This is a genomic window from Streptococcus oralis subsp. tigurinus (assembly GCF_002093575.1).
GTDB classification, from domain to species: domain Bacteria; phylum Bacillota; class Bacilli; order Lactobacillales; family Streptococcaceae; genus Streptococcus; species Streptococcus oralis_CH.
Genome location: NZ_LNVH01000007.1, coordinates 88,758 through 107,228, shown reverse-complemented (window position 1 = coordinate 107,228; position 18,471 = coordinate 88,758). Strand labels below are relative to the sequence as shown.

General features: G+C 40.5%; 26 protein-coding genes. 24 read left to right on the top strand and 2 right to left on the bottom strand.

Annotated features, from left to right (window positions below; genetic code table 11):
* The first annotated feature begins 36 nt into the window (after nt 1-36).
* The 16 genes from ATE37_RS08980 to ATE37_RS08905 all read left to right on the top strand — a co-directional run bounded on the left by ATE37_RS08980 (nt 37) and on the right by ATE37_RS08905 (nt 7,526).
* Nucleotides 37-642, top strand: a complete 606-nt coding sequence (locus tag ATE37_RS08980) for a DUF1366 domain-containing protein (RefSeq protein WP_084868782.1) — start codon at nt 37-39, stop codon at nt 640-642.
* Between the two features lie 12 nt (nt 643-654).
* Nucleotides 655-933: a DUF7365 family protein gene (locus ATE37_RS08975; RefSeq protein ID WP_084852901.1), complete on the top strand. Its 279-nt coding sequence runs from the start codon at nt 655-657 to the stop codon at nt 931-933.
* 15 nt (nt 934-948) lie between these two features.
* Nucleotides 949-1,179, top strand: coding sequence for a phage holin (locus ATE37_RS08970; RefSeq protein WP_084868781.1), 231 nt, complete (start codon nt 949-951; stop codon nt 1,177-1,179).
* Nucleotides 1,180-1,182: 3 nt separating this feature from the next.
* Complete coding sequence (locus ATE37_RS08965; RefSeq protein ID WP_084868780.1) at nt 1,183-2,151, top strand: N-acetylmuramoyl-L-alanine amidase family protein; 969 nt, start codon at nt 1,183-1,185, stop codon at nt 2,149-2,151.
* Nucleotides 2,152-2,505: 354 nt separating this feature from the next.
* Nucleotides 2,506-2,910: a DUF1310 family protein gene (locus ATE37_RS08960; protein WP_084868779.1), complete on the top strand. Its 405-nt coding sequence runs from the start codon at nt 2,506-2,508 to the stop codon at nt 2,908-2,910.
* The gene (locus ATE37_RS08955) at nt 2,907-3,143 is read left to right on the top strand and encodes a hypothetical protein (RefSeq protein ID WP_241502109.1); all 237 of its coding nucleotides are present in this window, start codon (nt 2,907-2,909) and stop codon (nt 3,141-3,143) included. Before ATE37_RS08960 ends, ATE37_RS08955 begins: the two co-directional genes overlap by 4 nt.
* A 47-nt stretch (nt 3,144-3,190) precedes the next feature.
* Nucleotides 3,191-3,589 (top strand): DUF1310 family protein, encoded by a 399-nt coding sequence (locus ATE37_RS08950; protein WP_084868778.1) that lies wholly within the window; start codon nt 3,191-3,193, stop codon nt 3,587-3,589.
* Nucleotides 3,582-3,818: a hypothetical protein gene (locus ATE37_RS08945; RefSeq protein ID WP_084868777.1), complete on the top strand. Its 237-nt coding sequence runs from the start codon at nt 3,582-3,584 to the stop codon at nt 3,816-3,818. Before ATE37_RS08950 ends, ATE37_RS08945 begins: the two co-directional genes overlap by 8 nt.
* A 47-nt stretch (nt 3,819-3,865) precedes the next feature.
* The gene (locus ATE37_RS08940; protein ID WP_084868776.1) at nt 3,866-4,252 is read left to right on the top strand and encodes a DUF1310 family protein; all 387 of its coding nucleotides are present in this window, start codon (nt 3,866-3,868) and stop codon (nt 4,250-4,252) included.
* A 4-nt stretch (nt 4,253-4,256) separates the two neighbouring features.
* The gene (locus ATE37_RS08935; RefSeq protein ID WP_084868775.1) at nt 4,257-4,478 is read left to right on the top strand and encodes a hypothetical protein; all 222 of its coding nucleotides are present in this window, start codon (nt 4,257-4,259) and stop codon (nt 4,476-4,478) included.
* A gap of 47 nt (nt 4,479-4,525) precedes the next feature.
* Nucleotides 4,526-4,921, top strand: coding sequence for a DUF1310 family protein (locus ATE37_RS08930; RefSeq protein WP_180382788.1), 396 nt, complete (start codon nt 4,526-4,528; stop codon nt 4,919-4,921).
* The gene (locus tag ATE37_RS08925; RefSeq protein ID WP_084868774.1) at nt 4,918-5,142 is read left to right on the top strand and encodes a hypothetical protein; all 225 of its coding nucleotides are present in this window, start codon (nt 4,918-4,920) and stop codon (nt 5,140-5,142) included. Before ATE37_RS08930 ends, ATE37_RS08925 begins: the two co-directional genes overlap by 4 nt.
* Before the next feature lie 47 nt (nt 5,143-5,189).
* Nucleotides 5,190-5,585: a DUF1310 family protein gene (locus ATE37_RS08920; protein ID WP_084868773.1), complete on the top strand. Its 396-nt coding sequence runs from the start codon at nt 5,190-5,192 to the stop codon at nt 5,583-5,585.
* Nucleotides 5,582-6,826: an Mbeg1-like protein gene (locus tag ATE37_RS08915; RefSeq protein WP_084868772.1), complete on the top strand. Its 1,245-nt coding sequence runs from the start codon at nt 5,582-5,584 to the stop codon at nt 6,824-6,826. The genes ATE37_RS08920 and ATE37_RS08915 overlap by 4 nt, the downstream gene beginning before the upstream one ends.
* The gene (locus ATE37_RS08910; protein WP_084868771.1) at nt 6,823-7,209 is read left to right on the top strand and encodes a hypothetical protein; all 387 of its coding nucleotides are present in this window, start codon (nt 6,823-6,825) and stop codon (nt 7,207-7,209) included. Before ATE37_RS08915 ends, ATE37_RS08910 begins: the two co-directional genes overlap by 4 nt.
* A gap of 5 nt (nt 7,210-7,214) precedes the next feature.
* Complete coding sequence (locus ATE37_RS08905) at nt 7,215-7,526, top strand: hypothetical protein (protein ID WP_084868770.1); 312 nt, start codon at nt 7,215-7,217, stop codon at nt 7,524-7,526.
* 90 nt (nt 7,527-7,616) lie between these two features.
* Here ATE37_RS08905 and ATE37_RS08900 read toward each other — a convergent pair whose 3' ends face one another.
* On the bottom strand, nt 7,617-8,585 hold the full coding sequence (locus ATE37_RS08900) for an NAD(P)/FAD-dependent oxidoreductase (protein ID WP_084868769.1): 969 nt from the start codon (nt 8,583-8,585) through the stop codon (nt 7,617-7,619).
* Between the two features lie 136 nt (nt 8,586-8,721).
* Here ATE37_RS08900 and cdaA point away from each other — a divergent pair, with 136 nt between their 5' ends.
* From cdaA to ATE37_RS08855, 8 genes are all read left to right on the top strand, one after another.
* Nucleotides 8,722-9,579, top strand: coding sequence for a diadenylate cyclase CdaA (cdaA, locus tag ATE37_RS08890; protein WP_001011078.1), 858 nt, complete (start codon nt 8,722-8,724; stop codon nt 9,577-9,579).
* Entirely contained in the window at nt 9,566-10,348 is a 783-nt protein-coding gene (locus ATE37_RS08885; protein WP_001230922.1) for a CdaR family protein, read from the top strand. The genes cdaA and ATE37_RS08885 overlap by 14 nt, the downstream gene beginning before the upstream one ends.
* Nucleotides 10,349-10,376: 28 nt before the next feature.
* Nucleotides 10,377-11,729: a phosphoglucosamine mutase gene (gene glmM / locus ATE37_RS08880; protein WP_084868768.1), complete on the top strand. Its 1,353-nt coding sequence runs from the start codon at nt 10,377-10,379 to the stop codon at nt 11,727-11,729.
* A 73-nt stretch (nt 11,730-11,802) separates the two neighbouring features.
* On the top strand, nt 11,803-12,177 hold the full coding sequence (locus ATE37_RS08875; protein ID WP_084868767.1) for a DUF1149 family protein: 375 nt from the start codon (nt 11,803-11,805) through the stop codon (nt 12,175-12,177).
* A 2-nt stretch (nt 12,178-12,179) separates the two neighbouring features.
* A complete protein-coding gene (locus ATE37_RS08870; protein WP_084868766.1) occupies nt 12,180-13,028 on the top strand; it encodes a DegV family protein in 849 nt (282 codons plus the stop codon).
* 375 nt (nt 13,029-13,403) lie between these two features.
* Complete coding sequence (dapB, locus tag ATE37_RS08865; RefSeq protein ID WP_084868765.1) at nt 13,404-14,171, top strand: 4-hydroxy-tetrahydrodipicolinate reductase; 768 nt, start codon at nt 13,404-13,406, stop codon at nt 14,169-14,171.
* Nucleotides 14,168-15,367 (top strand): CCA tRNA nucleotidyltransferase, encoded by a 1,200-nt coding sequence (locus ATE37_RS08860; protein WP_084868764.1) that lies wholly within the window; start codon nt 14,168-14,170, stop codon nt 15,365-15,367. Before dapB ends, ATE37_RS08860 begins: the two co-directional genes overlap by 4 nt.
* On the top strand, nt 15,364-17,235 hold the full coding sequence (locus tag ATE37_RS08855; RefSeq protein ID WP_084868763.1) for an ABC-F family ATP-binding cassette domain-containing protein: 1,872 nt from the start codon (nt 15,364-15,366) through the stop codon (nt 17,233-17,235). The genes ATE37_RS08860 and ATE37_RS08855 overlap by 4 nt, the downstream gene beginning before the upstream one ends.
* A 37-nt stretch (nt 17,236-17,272) precedes the next feature.
* Here the strand turns inward: ATE37_RS08855 and mntE are convergent, their stop codons facing one another.
* Nucleotides 17,273-18,460, bottom strand: a complete 1,188-nt coding sequence (gene mntE / locus ATE37_RS08850; protein ID WP_084868762.1) for a CDF family manganese efflux transporter MntE — start codon at nt 18,458-18,460, stop codon at nt 17,273-17,275.
* Between the last annotated feature and the right edge of the window lie 11 nt (nt 18,461-18,471).

The window sequence follows — 18,471 nt, the reverse complement described above, 5'->3', positions numbered from 1 at the left end:
AACATTTTGTAGATAATTAAATTAAAAGGAGGAAATATGAAACTAGAATATGGTTCAAAATCACAAGAATTTGATGCGAGCGGAACAGCATCAGCGACAAAGGTTATGCTAGTTAATTCTGATGGTGCTAACATTCCTGTATTTTTACCACCTGACAAAATCAGCTTGTCTAATACAGAACTCTTCGAGATGGCCTTGGAAGTTCTTTATCAAGAGAATTTTCCAAATCGTGCTGAAAGCGAGAGGTTCAACCAGGTAGATGCACAGCTTAAGCAAAATAAGGAAATGGCAACTAAGGTAGAGCAAGCGGCCGTAGAGAATAAAGAGAACCTTGATACGGTTTCAGCAATTACTGAGGTCTTGATTGCACTTGCGATTGCTCAAAACGGAGGTATGCCTACCAACGCTTACGCAAAAGTAGCAGCATTTGTTAAGTCTCTTGTAAAGAGTACACGCTATTCAAATGGAGACATTGTAGCTATGCCGTATCCACACGACGGCAATCCAAAGTGGCCAAAGGGTACGCTGACTATCTTTAAGTTCCAGATGCAAGCAACAGAGGGTTATACTTACAAAGACCAGTCACTATATGATATGTTACAGCAAGGTGTGCTGACCGTGGTCATGCCAAGGATTGAGTAAAAGGAGTTGTATATGCCAGAATACGAGCGTTTAATTGTACAGTTTGTTTTCTCTCTCGTCCCTGTTGTAACCCTGTATTTTTCAATGAAAGATCGTAATACAAAGCAAGAAAATCGTATTACAGCTATGGAAAAAGACATTGAAAATCTGCAAGAATTTAAAGTGTCAGCAAATAAGCGGCTTGATAATCACGACGAGCAAAACAAGGCTATACTTGTTCTAGCTGAGCAAGTAAAGTCACTTGGCGAGGACGTGAGAGAATTAAAAAACCTAATTCAGAACAAACAATAAAAAAGGAGAAAAAACATGATTAATTGGAAATTGCGTTTGCAAAACAAAGTGACACTAGTAGCTCTTTTGGGAGCGGTGTTTTTGATGGCTCAACAATTCGGATTGGATATCCCTAAGAATATTCAGGATGGCGTGAACACATTTGTTTACATTCTTGTACTTATTGGTGTTGTCAACGACCCAACAACTGCAGGAATTTCTGATAGCAACCGTGCTCTTGATTATCATGAGCCAAGCGAGGACTAAGCAATGGATATTGATACAAGTAGATTAAGGACTGATTTACCGCAAGTTGGAGAGCAACCCTATCGTCAGATTCACGCTCACTCAACGGGCAACCCCAACTCAACCGCTCAAAATGAAGCAGACTACCACATGCGCCGCCCTGTTGATTCAGGTTTTTTCTCACATGTCGTCGGTAACGGCCGTGTGATGCAGACCTGGTACACTGATATGGGAGCCTATGACGTAGGCGGGGGTTGGAACGTTGAAGGATACGGCCAAGTTGAGCTGATTGAAAGCCATGAAACAAAAGAAGAGTTCATGCGTGATTATAAGCTCTATGTCGAGCTTCTACGGAACCTTGCTGATGAAGCTGGTATTCCTAAAACTCTTGACTCTGACAGTCTAGCTGGTATTAAGACGCACCAATACTGTACTTATAACCAGCCAAGAAACTACTCTGACCATGTTGACCCATATCCTTATTTGGCCAAATGGGGCATCAGTCGTGAGCAGTTCAAGAAAGACATCGAAGGCGGTGTTGACATCAAAGCAGGTTGGCGTCAAAATGCTACCGGCTGGTGGTGGGAGGAGTCAGATGGCTCTTATCCCACAAATAGCTGGAAACAAATTAATGGAGAGTGGTTCCGATTTGATAATCGTGGCTATTGCTTGATTAACCGCTGGTTCTTTGATGAAAAAGACTGGTTCTATTTAGACAAACGTGGTGCAATGGTTAAAGGTTGGATGTTCCTTAACCATCGCTGGTACTATTTCAAATCAGATGGTCGCATGGCCACAGGTTGGGTAAAGTATCGAGAAACTTGGTATTTCATGGAAGAAAAAGATGGTTACATGCTATCTAAGCAATTTATCAAATCGGGCGATGGCTGGTACTATTTGAAAGCTAACGGTGAACTTCAAACAGACCCGGCTTTCAAAACCGAACCAGACGGTCTTATCACCGTCGTTGATAAACCAAAAGAAGAAAAATAAAAAAACAGAAAGGACTTTCAAAATAGATTACACTAAAACGCAGCAATAACCTGCGGTTTTATTGTTTGCTCAAAAGGGGCAAAAAAGGGGCAAAAAAGCCGTAAACCTCTGTAAAATGATGTAAAAACAATTATTTTAAAGATAAAAATATAGCTGATTTTTAAGGTGTCGGAACTTGATGTAAATATATGTAATAGTATTTTTGAAAGCAGATGAACTATAAAACCACGAATCAGTTGATCCGTGGTTCTTTTCTTGAAGTTAATAAATATGTGAGAAGAATTTTAAAGGAAGCCAACACCATAATCTATGGTATACTATAGATAAGTTATACTGTAGCACAAAGGAGGAAATATGAAAACATCTAAAAAAAGTATGATTATTTTAATCAGTATTTTAGCAGTAATTGGAATCGCAGTAGGAGGATGTAGCATGCACCAATACCAAAAGAAACAAGAAATGATTGCCATCGCAACAAGTGATGAGGCGAAGAAGGTTTATGAAGAATATTTGAAGAAAGAAGACCCTTATGCTTTTACTGAGAAAGGATTCGTACATTCCTATCAAGTGAAACTAGATTCATTAAGTTATAATCCAATGGGTGGGTTGATGGTTTCTTTAATAATCAATGATGATGAAGAAATGCTTGTGGATTATAATTTAATTGGAGGATCTGATGGAGATTATACTTCAGCATTTTATGGAAGTACGCCTAAATTTTGGCAGACTCGTGATAAATATTATAAAAAAGAGGAATGATAGTAATGGTGGAAAAATATATTAATGATCCTCATCTCCAGATAGCTATGACAGAGTACCAACCTAACATGAAAAAAGATAAATATGAGGTCAATACTCAGTACAATCATAATGTAGGGTATGTCACCCAAGTCTATGATAATACCACAGGAGCGGGCGAGCAGGTTTATGCAGTTGTAAAAAATCCTAATGAAAAAGCTGAGGATGTAGAGGAAAATTATGCTATACTATGAGTAAGTTAGTCCCTAATTCATTGATAGGATAGCGTAAAGGAGGAAATATGAAAAGTTCTAAAAAAAGTATGATTATTTTAATCAGTATTTTAGCAGTAATTGGAATCGCAGTAGGAGGATGTAGCATGCACCAATATCAAAAGAAACAAGAAATGATTGCCATCGCGACAAGTGATGAGGCGAGAAAGGTTTATGAAGAATATTTAAAGAAAGAAGATCCAAAAGCACTCACAGAAGAAGGTATCATTAAGAGTTATGAGATTGATGAAGAAAAACTTTCCTATAATCCAATGGGAGGTTTGATGGTACGGTTATTCTTGAACGAAAATAAAGATCTTCGAATGAATTTTAATTTAATAGATAATGGAGATGGGACCTATAGCACGGCTTATTATGGCTATTCTGGGGAATTAAATAAACTTTTGAAAGAAGAAAAAAATGAATGAGCAATATGTAAACGATAAAAATCTTCAAATAGCAATGACAGAGTATGACTCTGAAATGGATTTAGATCATGTTGTGAAAACTCAAAGTGGAGATCAAATTGGCACTGTCACCCAAGTCTACAACAATACCACAGGAGCTGATGAGCAGGTTTATGCGGTTGTAAAAAATCCTGATGAAAAAGCTGAGGATATACAGAAAGAAAAAGTCTGTTTTTATGTTATACTATGAGTAAGTTAGTCCCTAATTCATTGATAGGATAGCATAAAGGAGACACCATGAAAAAACCTAAAAAAAGTATGATTGTTTTAATCAGTATTTTAGCAGTAATTGGAATCGCAGTAGGAGGATGTAGCATGCACCAATACCAAAAGAAACAAGAAATGATAGCTATCGCAACAAGCGATGAGGCGAGAAAAATTTATGAAGAATATATGAAAAAGAAAGATCCAAAAGCTTTTACTAAAGAAGGAATTATCCGTGACTATGTGATTGATAATGAAAGTTTATATTATAATCCAATGGGAGGTATAGAGGTTAAAACTTATATTAATAATAATGAAAAATTAGATATTCAATTCGGTATTGTAAGAAATAGCGAGGGGAAATTAGAGCCCAGTGGTTATACATATTCTGGAGAGTTGAGTAAGTTGTTAGGAGAGTAGATTCATGACTGAAGAATATGTGAGTGAAGTTAATCTTCAAACTGCAATGGCTAAATATAAAGATTTACGATTGAATCGTATAGCGGAAACTCCTAATGGTGATCAAATTGGCACTGTCACCCAAGTCTACGACAATACTACAGGAGCGGGGGAGCAGGTTTATGCAGTTGTAAAAAATCCCAATGAAAAAGCTGAGGATATACAGGAAAGTTATGCTATACTATGAGTAAGTTAGTCCCTAATTCATTGATAGGATAGCATAAAGGAGGCGCCATGAAAAAACCTAAAAAAAGTATGATTATTTTATTCAGTATTTTAGCAGTAATTGGAATCGCAGTAGGAGGATGTAGCATGCACCAATACCAAAAGAAACAAGAAATGATTGCCATTGCGACCAGCGAGGAGGCGAGAAAGGTTTATGAACATTTTATGAAATCGAAAGATCCTAATGCATTAACTAATGCAGGTGTTATCCAAGATTATGTTGTTGATGAAAGTAGCTTAGATTATAATCCAATGGGGGGATTGATGGTTTCGGTGGTTATCAACAAAGATAATGAATTAAATATAAATTATAATTTGATTGAAAACAAAGATGGCTCATACCATTCAGCATATTATTCTACCTCACCAAAATTATCCAAACTTTTGAAAGGAAATAATGAATGACACAAAATTATATTAAAGAAAATAACCTTCAAACTGCAATGGCAGAGTATCAGGATAATATGGGCGAGGAAAGAACTTTATATGATCAATATGAAAGAGAACTTGGCACTGTCACCCAAGTCTACAACAATACTATAGGAGCTGGCGAGCAGGTTTATGCCGTTGTAAAAAATCCTGATGAAAAAGCTGAGGATGTAGAGGAAAGTTATGCTATACTATGAGTAAGTTAGTCCCTAATTCATTGATAGGATAGCACAAAGGAGGCGCCATGAAAAAACCTAAAAAAAGTATGATTATTTTATTCAGTATTTTAGCAGTAATTGGAATCGCAGTAGGAGGATGTAGCATGCACCAATATCAAAAAAAACAAGAAATGATTGCCATCGCGACAAGTGATGAGGCAAAGAAGGTTTATGAAAATCATATGAGGGCAAATGATCCTAAAGCATTAACAGAAGATGGAATCATTAAATCATATGACATTGATACAGAAACTTTAGAGTATAATCCAATGGGAGGGCTAATGGTAAGGATATATTTTAATAATGATAAAGAATTAGATTTTCACTTTGGATTAATAAAAGATAATTCAGGTAATTATGAATCTTATGGATATACTGTATCACCTAAATTATCATCTATGTTAAAGGAATCTAAAAAATGAGAAAGTATGTCGATGATTCAAATCTTCAGATTGCAATGACTGAATATAACGATAACTCAATTGATCGTGAGGTTAAGGATCAATATGATCAAAGTGTAGGCACTGTCACCCAAGTCTACAACAATACTACAGGAGCGGGGGAGCAGGTTTATGCAGTTGTAAAAAATACCAATGAAAAAGCTGAGGATGTACAGGAAGTAACGGTCCTTTTTCGTGGTTCTACGGGTCCAGATCATATTTTGAATGAAGCACCAGATGTCTGGAATGACTGGGCTGAAAATGATGCAGTTATAGCTAAGAGAATTGTAATGCAAAGCAATCCCAGCGACCGAGACAATTCTACCGAGCAGCTAAAGGCTTCTGCCAGAGCTTTAAAAGACATCATGGAAAAATATCCAAATGCCAAGATTAACATCTATGGGCATTCTCTTGGATCTATGGATGCTCAGTATGCTATGGCTGACCTAGAAGCGGCCCAAATCGAGCGAATCCAACAGGCTCATATCTACAACGGACCTGATGTCTACCGAATCCTTAGCCCTGAACAGAGGAAAATTGTCGATCAGATTAAAGGACGTATCTACAACTATGCTGACCCTAAAGATATGATCAGCATGGTTGGTAGAGATCCCTCAAAGGGCAGTATTGGTTCTGTAGGTATGGTTTATTATGTAGACAGTGATCAAGAAGATTTTGTAAATCAGCATATGACCTATGGTTATCGCTTGGATAAGGATGGGAAAATAAAAATTCTTTCCAATACCAGTACAGTTGCTTATAACAACTTTCTGATTAAAATGGAGAGTTTCAAAAAGCTTAAGAAGAGTCTATCTTCTGATGGTTTTACATCTGATGAGCGAATCTTTCTAGACTCTGAACAAGCTAAGCTAACGGCGTCAGGTATTTGCCATATTGTAACAGAAGAACTAGATGTTCTCAAAAAAATATATAATGATGGTGTTCAAGATGCGAGTGAAGTGCTTGTATCTTGCAGTAATGTTCCTTGGGGTTTCACCCTAAGTCCGTACGAAACGGAGGCTGCCTATTCTGATGGAGGAGTGACTTATGAAACAACTGTTGGTGTCATTCAAAAGAGGTTTACTCCAGTTCTTGATACTGCGAAACAATTAGAGAAAGATTTTACAGACTTAGAAAAGCAAATCCAAAACGGTATTCAGAAGAAATTAGATGAAGATAAGGCATTGGCGAATGAATTTAAGCAATGGGAGAGTTTGATATGATAGAGGGTGAAATCAGGAAAAAGCGACAGCGTATTGAAGAATGTGAGGATGACTATCGACGTTCTTTCAAAAAAATCGAAAATCAGTACGAAGAAGCAAACTATAAGTTTCAACAGTTGAGACATATGATTGAAGAAAAGTATCAAATTATTTCTCATTCCTTAGACAAGCTAGGCGGCGACACAACCGAATGGCGTTATCAATCCAATCGACTAGCATCCAACTTTAGTCAGCAAATCGAGATGGCGTATAGAAATAGACAAGGACAACTCGAACAAGAAGAATTGGAGCTCGAACAGGATTACAAGCGGCAACACCGTCTCTTAGAAGATGAGCTTGCCAGAGCTCAGGAGCAAAAAAGACTCTTAGAAGAACGAGGTTAAGGACCATGGCGAATGTATTTGATTACATTAATGATTTTTTCGCAGGGGGAGAGGAAGCTCTAAGAAATATAGAAAAAGAGCTGGAACGATCATTTATAAAAGACATCTTGGCTCCAGCAAAAAAAGCTCGTATTTCCACTATAGAAAAAGATACAGAAAAATATATGAAGATTTCTCTATTAAGTGCTCAAGAAAGTTTGAAAGAAGTTTCGAAAAACATTGATAGTTCGATGAAGGGAGAATTTTCTACAAAAGTAGTTGAAACTATAGAAACGAAAAGTAAAGAATATCCAAAAGCTTTAAATGGTACAAAGTAGACTTTTGCTTTTTAAAGTAAAACTCCAGTAAGTTGCTTTTTATAGCAGATGAACTATAAAACCACGAATCGTTGATCCGTGGTTCTTTTCTTATAAACTGGTTGAGTGTTTTGGTTGCACTTTTTGCTCAGGGTCAATGTAGTTAATGGCATTGTTAACAGCTGTTGGAGCTTCACCCAGTCCTGTAGCGATCAAATCAATCTTACCCTCATAATAGCAGCAGTCGCCGATGGCATAGATACCTTCTTGGCTGGATTCTTGCTTGCTATTGACGATAATCTTGTGACGGTTGAGGTCCAGTCCCCAATTTTTAAGATTACCAACAGATGATTTGAAACCATAGTTGACAAAGAGGTGGTCTAGGTCGATAGTTTCGGTTTTATCTGATTTGACTTTGGTGATTTCTAGTTTATCGAGTGTTTTTCCATCTCCGATAAGTTGGCTAGGAACGAACGGTGTCTTGATGGTTACAGATGATTCTTGTAGAGCTTGCACACTGTGTTCTAAGGCGCGGAAGTTATCTCGACGGTGAACGAGAGTAGTTGGGGCAATCTTTTCAAAAGCCAGAGCCCAGTCCACTGCTGAGTCTCCGCCACCAAGGATGGTTACTTTCTTGCCAGCGTATTGCTGAATGTTGGAAACGTGGTAGTGGATATTTTCATAGTTTTCAACGCCATCTAATTCGAGCGGACGTGGTTTGAAGGCGCCACCACCCATGGCAATGATAACTGTTTTAGTCAGGTGACTTCCCTTGTTGGTTGTGATGGCAAAGCCTTGATCTTGTTTTTCAATTTCAAGAACGGTTTCATTGAGATGAATAGGAGTATCAAAGCCGTTTAGCTGTTCAATCAAGCGATTGGTTAGCTCTTCCCCAGTTAAGTTTGGAAAACCTGGCACGTCAAGGATTTGCTTTTCAGGGTAGAGGATGGCTGGTTGACCACCGAGCTGGGGAAGGGAATCGATGATTTGAACTTTAGCTTGGCGTAGATGGGCGTAAAAGGCAGCAAAGAGCCCGACAGGACCGCCACCTACAATGGTAATATCATAGAGTTGAGACATAATTTCTCCTTTGTTTTTTCTAGTCAGTTTATTTTATCATATTTCTGCTTAATTTAAAATGAGGTAGGATAGGGAAAAAATGGGCAAAAAATGGTATAATGATGAGTAAAGTGTTTTGACAGGGAGGAGGCCAAGGATGAATTTTCAACAATTATCCAATTTACAATACTGGACGAGTTTGTTTTCAAGTCCTTGGAGTATAGTCACCAATCTGATTGATATTCTCATTGTGACTTATATTTTATATCATTTTACTAAAGCTATTGCAGGCACCAAGATTATGATATTGGTCCGTGGGGTCTTAGTTTTTATTCTAGCCCAGATTCTTTCCAATATGATTGGTTTAACGACTATTTCCTGGTTGATCAATCAGATCATCACCTACGGGGTGATTGCAGCGGTGGTTATCTTTTCACCAGAGATTCGGACTGGTTTGGAGCGATTGGGCCGGGCTACTGATTTCTTCTCCAATGCCCCTATTAGTGCGGAAGAGCAGATGGTTCGTGCATTTGTGAAATCAGTTGAATACATGAGTCCTCGTAAGATTGGGGCGCTTGTAGTGGTTCAGAGAGTGAGAACCTTGCAGGAATACATCTCGACAGGGATCCCTTTAGATGCCAAAATTTCGGCTGAATTGCTTATCAATATTTTCATTCCCAATACTCCCTTGCATGATGGTGCTGTCATTATCAAGGAAGACCGAATTGCTGTAACTTCAGCCTATCTACCCCTGACTGAAGATACCGGGATTTCCAAGGAGTTTGGAACGCGTCACAGGGCGGCGATTGGTTTGTCGGAAGTATCAGATGCTCTTACCTTTGTGGTTTCGGAAGAAACGGGTGGAATCTCCATCACCTATAATGGAGTCTTTAAGCACGATTTGACCTTGGAAGAGTTTGAATCTGAATTGAGAAGAATCTTACTTCCAAAATCAGAGAAAAAGCAAGGTCTGAAAGAGCGCTTGCTAGGAGGATTGAAACATGAGAAAAAATAGTCTATACATCATTTCTTCCTTCTTTTTCGCCTGCATTCTCTTTATCTATGCAACATTGACAAACTATCAGAATAGCAACAGTGCCAGACAGGTGCGGACGGAGACTTATACGAACACAGTTCTTAATGTCCCAATTGATATTCAGTATGACAGTGATCAGTATTTTATCAGTGGTTTTACATCTGAGGTGACGGTCTTTCTAACAGGGTCAAATAGAGTTGCTTTGGCGAGTGAGATGCAGGAAAGCACCCGCAAATTTAAGGTGACAGCTGATCTTTCTGATGCCAGTGTAGGAACCATCGAAGTTCCTCTAACCATTGAAAATCTTCCGAGCGGTTTGACGGCTGTTGCGACACCGCAAAAGATAACAGTGAAGGTCGGTAAAAAAGCAAAACGGGACAATGTCATTGTTGTGCCGGAGATTGACCCTAGTCAGATTGATTCTCGTGTGAAAATCGATACAGTTACTGTATCAGATGAAAAAGTAACGGTTATTAGTGATGAGGAAACCCTCTCCAAAGTAGATCGTGTCATTGCTATCTTACCGACGAGTGAACGGATAACTGGAAACTACTCGTCCTCTGTTCCTCTACAAGCAGTCGATAAAAATGGAAATGTCTTACCAAGCGTCATTATGCCGTTTGACACAACTATGAAAATTACAACAAAAACAGCAACGTCTAGTTCAAGTAACTCGTCAACAAGTTCCTCAGAAGGCAGTTCGTCTTCAACGAGTTCAGAAACAAAATCAGATTCGTCTAAACAATAATAAATAATAGAAAAGGATGATAAATAAAATGGGTAAATATTTTGGGACCGATGGAGTCCGTGGAGAAGCAAACGTAGAACTGACACCAGAATTGGCTTTTAAACTAGGCCGTTTTGGTGGATATGTCCTCAGTCAACACGAAACAGAAGCCCCTAAAGTCTTTGTAGGACGCGATACACGTATCTCAGGAGAAATGCTAGAATCTGCCTTGGTGGCAGGTCTCCTCTCTGTAGGGATTCACGTCTACAAACTTGGTGTCCTTGCAACACCAGCAGTAGCTTACTTGGTAAAAACTGAGGGAGCCAGTGCAGGTGTCATGATTTCTGCCAGCCACAACCCAGCTCTTGATAATGGAATTAAGTTCTTTGGTGGGGATGGTTTCAAACTTGATGATGAAAAAGAAGCTGAAATCGAAGCCTTGCTAGATGCTGCTGAAGATACTCTTCCTCGTCCAAGTGCAGAAGGTTTAGGAACCTTGGTGGACTATCCAGAAGGTTTGCGTAAGTACGAGGGCTACCTTGTTTCAACTGGAACACCTCTTGAGGGAATGAAAGTGGGCTTGGACACAGCAAACGGTGCAGCGTCTACAAGTGCCCGTCAGATTTTCGCTGATCTTGGTGCCCAGTTGACAGTTATCGGTGAGACACCAGATGGTCTTAATATCAACTTGAATGTGGGTTCTACACACCCAGAAGCTCTTCAAGAAGTAGTGAAAGAAAGCCAATCAGCTATTGGTTTGGCCTTTGACGGAGACAGTGACCGTTTGATTGCTGTTGATGAAAATGGCGACATTGTTGATGGCGATAAGATCATGTATATCATCGGGAAATACCTTTCTGAAAAAGGCCAGTTAGCCCAAAATACGATCGTAACAACCGTTATGTCTAACCTTGGTTTCCATAAGGCCTTGGACAGCGTAGGTATTAACAAGGCAGTGACTGCGGTTGGTGACCGCTATGTCGTCGAAGAAATGAGAAAATCAGGCTATAACCTTGGTGGTGAACAGTCTGGTCACGTTATCTTGATGGATTACAATACGACAGGTGATGGACAGTTAACTGCCGTTCAACTAACAAAAGTTATACGGGAAACCGGTAAAACCTTGTCTCAACTGGCATCAGAAGTAACGATTTACCCACAAAAGCTGGTCAATATCCGAGTGGAAAATGCCATGAAAGAAAAAGCCATGGAAGTACCAGCCATCAAGACAATCATCGAAAAGATGGAAGAAGAAATGGCAGGGAACGGCCGTATCCTTGTCCGCCCAAGTGGAACAGAACCTCTCTTGCGCGTCATGGCAGAAGCCCCAACAACAGAAGAAGTTAACTACTACGTAGATGCGATTGCTGCTGTTGTTAAAGATGAGATCGGTATTGACTAAAGCCTAGAAAACTAGATGAAATGATAAAAATGTGGTACAATTGCATAGTAAATTGTAGCAATGGGAGAGAAAAATGAATCTTAAACGAGAACAAGAATTTGTTAGCCAGTATCACTTTGATGCTCGTAACTTTGAATGGGAAAATGAAAATGGGGCTCCTGAAACCAAGGTAGACGTGAATTTCCAGTTGCTCCAATACGACCAGGAAAACCAAGTAACCTCGCTAGTTGTCATCTTGAGCTTTATGATCGTCTTTGACAAATTTGTCATCAGCGGAACGATTTCCCAAGTTAACCATGTGGAAGGCCGTATTGTCAACGAACCAAGTGAATTTAATCAAGAAGAAGTTGAACTCTTGGCACGTCCATGCTTGAACATGCTCAATCGTTTGACGTATGAAGTAACAGAAATCGCCTTGGATCTTCCAGGGATCAATTTGGAGTTTTAGTTATGAAATTAGCTGTCATTACAGATTCTTCAGCTTATTTAGAGGAGAAGACACTGCAAAGAGAGAATCTATTTATCTTGGATATTCCTGTCAATATTGATGGGGAGGAGTATGTTGAAGGTATCAATCTGACTGCTGAGGAATTTTATAAAAAAATGGCTCAGTCTGCAGAATTGCCTAAAACTAGTCAACCAAGTATTGCCAAATTGGATGAGATTCTAAGTTCTTTGAAAGATGAGGGTTATACCCATGTTTTGGGGCTCTTTCTTTCGTCAGGGATTTCAGGTTTTTATCAGAATATCCAATACATGGTGGACGAGTATGAAGGTTTGACCATTGCTTTTCCTGACACTCATATTACAAGTGCTCCTCTAGGATTTATGGTAGAGAGTGCCTTTGAATGGGCAGAGCAGGGTGATGATTTTGCTCAGATTCAGGAGAAGTTGGCTATCCAAATTGCTGATAATTCAGCCTTTATCATAGTAGATGATCTTGATCACTTGGTTAAGGGAGGACGTTTGTCAAATGGGGCTGCTATCTTAGGGAATCTCCTTAGTATCAAGCCTATTCTTTACTTCAATGACCAAGGGGTGATTGAAGTTTACGAAAAAGTTCGTACAGAAAAGAAGGCAATCAAACGTTTGGTGGAAATCATCAAAGAGTCAACAAAAGATGGGAATTACCGTATCACAGTCATCCATGGCAATGCTCCTCAAAAGGCAGTGGATTTGCGCCAGCTTTTGATGGAGAGTGGTGTGACTTCTGAGATTCCAATTAATACCTTTGGTAGTGTCATTGGTACCCACCTTGGAGAAGGTAGTATCGCCTTGAGTTATACACCAATCGTCTAGATTGTTCTTACAGGATTTGTATCTTAGAAATTGAACAAGGACTATCTGCCTCTTGAAAAAGATGCCTGTCTTGCCTTTCGTGGAAAGTCAGCGTCATTCCCTATTTTTCATGGGCAACTAACGTCCTTTGTATCTTGATAATTGAACATGCCTGGAACCCTGTGTGAAAAAGATAGTTCTTCCAAGGAGGAGACACTCCTTGATCAGAACTCCTATTTTCACTTTGTGTTTTTACAGGCTTTGTATCTTAGAAATTGAACACGGACTATCTGCCTCTTGAAAAAAGATGCCTGTCTTGCCTTTCATGGAAAGTCAGCGCCATTCCCTATTTTTCATGGGCAGCTAACGTCCTTTGTATCTTAGTCAGGAGTAGAGATGAGTATTCGAGTAATTATTGCCGGTTTTAAGGGAAAGATGGGCCAAGCTGCTTGTCAGATGGTCTTGGCTGATCCAGACTTGGACTTGGTCGCAGTTTTGGATCCTTTTGAGTCTGAGTCAGAGTGGCAGGGGATTCCTGTCTTTAATGATAAGGCTGATTTAGCCGGGTTTGAAGCGGATGTCTGGGTAGACTTTACTACACCAGCCGTTGCCTACGAAAATACACGCTTTGCTCTTGAAAATGGCTTTGCTCCAGTAGTTGGAACAACAGGCTTTACTAGTGAAGAAATTGCAGAACTAAAAGCATTTTCCCGTGAACAAGATTTGGGTGGTTTGATTGCCCCTAATTTTGCCTTGGGTGCTGTCTTACTTATGCAATTTGCGACGCAGGCTGCAAAATATTTCCCAAATGTGGAGATTATCGAGCTCCATCATGACAAGAAAAAAGATGCTCCGAGCGGAACAGCCATTAAAACGGCCGAGCTGATAGCGGAAGTGCGAGAGTCTATCCAACAAGGTGCGCCTGATGAGGAAGAGTTGATTGCAGGTGCCCGTGGTGCTGACTTTGATGGCATGCGTATTCACTCGGTTCGTCTACCAGGCTTGGTAGCTCATCAAGAAGTCATCTTTGGAAATCAGGGAGAAGGATTGACCATCCGTCATGACTCCTATGATCGCAGCTCCTTCATGACAGGGGTCAATTTGGGAATCAAAGAAGTTGTCAAGCGTCATGAGCTTGTCTATGGATTAGAACACTTATTATGAGATTAACGCAAATGCCTTCTGAATTTCAGAAGGCTTTACCAGTATTAGAAAAAATTAAAGAAGCAGGCTTTGAAGCCTATTTTGTTGGGGGCTCTGTTCGAGATGCCCTCCTCAATCGTCCCATCCACGATGTGGATATTGCGACTTCTTCCTATCCAGAGGAGACCAAGCAGATTTTTCCGCGAACAGCTGATATCGGAATCGAGCACGGAACTGTCTTGGTCTTAGATGGGGATGAGGAGTATGAGGTAACGACCTTTCGAACTGAAGATGTCTATGTGGACTATCGTAGACCCAGTGCGGTTTCCTTTGTGCGTTCGCTAGAAGAAGACCTCAAACGTCGTGATTTCACAGTTAATGCCTTTGCCTTGGATGAGACAGGCGAAATCATTGACTTGTTCCATGGTTTAGAAGATTTGAAAAACCAAGTCTTGCGAGCAGTTGGAGTGGCTAGTGAGCGTTTCAACGAAGATGCTCTGCGGATTATGCGTGGTTTCCGTTTTCAGGCCAGTCTCGGTTTTAAACTTGAGTCAGAAACTTTTGAGGCGATGAAGACTTTGACACCACTCTTGGAGAAAATTTCTGTAGAACGTACCTTCGTTGAGTTTGATAAACTCTTGCTGGCTCCATTTTGGAGAAGGGGCTTGGCTTCTATGATTGAGAGTCAAGCTTATGATTATCTCCCTGATATGGCATCTAGCCAGGACAAGCTCAACAGACTGTTTGATTTGGAGACTGATTTCATTTTTGAATCTTCTGAACAAGCCTGGGCAGCTCTCTTGTGGGTTTTGGAGATTGAAGATGCGCAGCCATTTTTGAAAGCTTGGAAGACCTCACGCCAGTTTGCCAAGCAGGTTCAGGATTTGCTGACTATTTTGGCCTTGCGTGAAAAGGGAGAATTGAGCAAGCGTGATTGTTATCGCTTTGACTTGGATTTACTTTTACAGGCTGAAAATCTTCGTCAGGCCCAAGGAAAAGAAGTCAATCCACAAGCCATCACAGAAACTTACCAGAGTTTGACCATTCATGACAAGAAAGAAATTCAGATTAACGGTGGAATTTTGATTAAGGAATATGGTTACCAGCCAGGACCAGACTTGGGAGAGATTTTAACAGAGATTGAGTTTGCCATTGTCGATGGAGAATTGGAAAATGATCGTCAAGCAATCCATGCTTACCTGAGGGAGAAAAAATGAGTGATTTTATCGTTGAAAAACTAAGCAAATCCATCGGTGACAAGACCGTTTTTAAGGATATTTCTTTTATCATCCATGACTTGGACAGAATCGGTCTGATTGGTGTCAATGGGACTGGTAAGACCACTCTGTTAGATGTCCTTTCTGGTGTTTCTGGCTTTGACGGGGATGTCAGTCCTTTTTCAGCTAAGAATGACTATAAGATTGGCTACTTGACCCAGAATCCAGATTTTGATGATAGCAAGACAGTTTTGGACACGGTTCTCTCCAGCGACCTCAAGGAAATCCAGTTGATTCGTGAGTATGAGTTAATCATGCTCAACTACAGTGAGGACAAGCAGGCTCGTTTGGAACGGGTCATGGCAGAGATGGATTCTCTCCAAGCCTGGGAAATTGAAAGCCAGGTCAAGACGGTCCTCAGCAAGCTGGGTATTCAGGACTTGTCGACTCCAGTTGGTGAATTGTCAGGCGGTCTGAGAAGACGGGTTCAGTTGGCGCAAGTTCTCCTAGGAAACCACGACCTCTTGCTTCTGGACGAGCCGACCAACCACCTGGATATTGCGACCATTGAGTGGCTGACTCTTTTTTTGAAAAATTCCAAGAAGACCGTTCTCTTTATCACACATGATCGTTATTTCCTAGATGCACTATCAACGCGGATTTTCGAGTTGGACCGCGCAGGCTTGACCGAGTATCAGGGGAATTATCAGGACTATGTCCGCCTAAAAGCGGAACAAGATGAGCGTGACGTAGCTCTTCTCCACAAAAAAGAACAACTTTATAAGCAAGAACTGGCCTGGATGCGCAGACAACCACAGGCACGTGCGACCAAGCAACAGGCCCGTATCAATCGTTTCCACGATTTGAAAAAAGAAGTTTCAGGTGGCGTTGCTGAAACAGACTTAACCATGAACTTTGAAACCAGTCGGATTGGGAAGAAAGTCATCGAGTTTCAGGATGTTTCCTTTGCCTATGAAAACAAGCCCATTTTGCAAGATTTTAATCTCTTGGTGCAAGCTAAAGACCGTATCGGAATTGTTGGGGATAACGGTGTAGGGAAGTCAACTCTTCTCAATCTGATTGCAGGAAGTCTTGAGCCAACTAAAGGTCAAGTTATCATCGGTGAGACGGTTCGCATTGCCTATTTCTCTCAACAAATTGAGGGATTGGATGAAAGCAAGCGCGTTATCAATTACCTGCAGGAAGTGGCAGAAGAGGTCAAGACCAGTGGTGGTTCTACGACTTCCATCGCTGAGTTGCTAGAGCAGTTCCTCTTCCCACGTTCGATGCATGGAACCTTGATTGAGAAATTGTCTGGTGGCGAGAAAAAGCGTCTTTATCTCCTCAAATTGCTTTTGGAAAAACCAAATGTTCTTCTTTTAGATGAGCCGACAAATGATCTAGATATTGCGACCTTGACAGTTTTGGAGAATTTCTTGCAGGGCTTTGCGGGTCCTGTCTTGACAGTTAGCCACGACCGTTATTTCCTGGATAAGGTAGCGACCAAGATTCTCGCTTTTGAGGATGGCAAGATTCGTCCTTTCTTTGGTCATTACACCGACTACCTTGATGAAAAAGCCTTTGAAACAGAGATGGCCAATCAAGTGCAAAAGGCTGAAAAAGAAAAAGTGGTCAAGGTCCGTGAAGATAAGAAACGCATGACCTACCAAGAAAAACAGGAGTGGGCAAGCATTGAAGGGAATATTGAAGCCTTGGAAAATCGTATCGCAGCCATTGAAGAAGAGATGCAGGCAAATGGCTCTGACTTTGGCAAACTAGCGACCCTTCAGAAAGAACTAGACGAGAAAAACGAAGAACTCCTTGAAAAATACGAACGCTATGAATATCTAAGTGACTTTGATAGTTAGGTGAATAGAAAAATCCTGTCATTACGACAGGATTTTTCTATTCTTCTTTTTTAGTTTCCTGGTGGAAGATATTTTGCCAAGTCTCATGGCGACGCCAGATGCTGGTATGGATGATTCCGTCCATCTCATAGCATATGAGCTTGGTTTTCTGACTAATGGAGGTAATCTGAATGTCCTTAATCGCAGCTTTAAGTTCTTTTTCAGACTTATAAGCCTCTTTATCCATCTGTTCTCCATCTTGACGGATATAGATAAAGTCCTCAGCCAAGAGTTCTTCCAGTTGATTTCCCTGATCAATCAATTGCTCGCGCATGAGCAGTTTTTTATAGACATTGTCTAAAATCTCGTCTTCAGGTATGGGAGCTGGCTCAATATGGACATCGGTATCAAAGACTCCAAAACGCTCTTCTAGCATGGACTCGACCTGATCTGCAATCTCATGACTTTCATAGACAGATAAGTCGGGATTCATTTCTAAGGTGATATCAAGGTAGATGTTGCTACCGTAGGTACGCCCTCTTTGGGACTTGACCTTACTAATCTTTGGAATCTCCATGATGGCCTTTTGGTAGTCCTCTAGCAGACGGTCATCAAAGCCATCTGAAAGACTGAAGGAAGACTCGATGAAGATATCATAGGCTGTTTTTAAGATAAAGAAAGTGATGATGATAGCAACCAGTTTATCCACGATAGGATAATTGAAACTGCTGGCTAGGATAGCAATGGAAGTCCCAAGTGAGGTGACAGCATCGGAAAGATTGTCCTTAGCAGCTGCCTTGAGAGCCTTGGATTTGGATTTCTTACTGAGGCGTGTGTTATAGAGATAAACAGCAAACATGACCGCTGCTGAAATGATTCCTAGAAATGCTCCCAGAGGATCAATGGGTGTTTGTTCCCGACTGAGGATTTTTTGAATGGTGTCCCGAAGCACATCAAAACCAACATAGAACATGATGATGGAAGTAATCAAGCTAGCCAAATCTTCAATCTTCCAGTGACCAAAGCGATGGTCACGGTCTGCAGGTTGGCGGGCCATCCGAATCCCAATCAAGAGAGCAACATTTCCGATAATATCGGATACGTTGTTAAAACCATCTGCCACCAAACTGGAAGAATGCAGGAGGTGACCAGTTGCTAACTTAGCTGCTGATAAGAGTAAGTAGGTCGAGATACTGACAATGGCACCACGCTCAGCTAACTTGAGATTTGAGATTGATTGTTTCATCAAACTTCCTT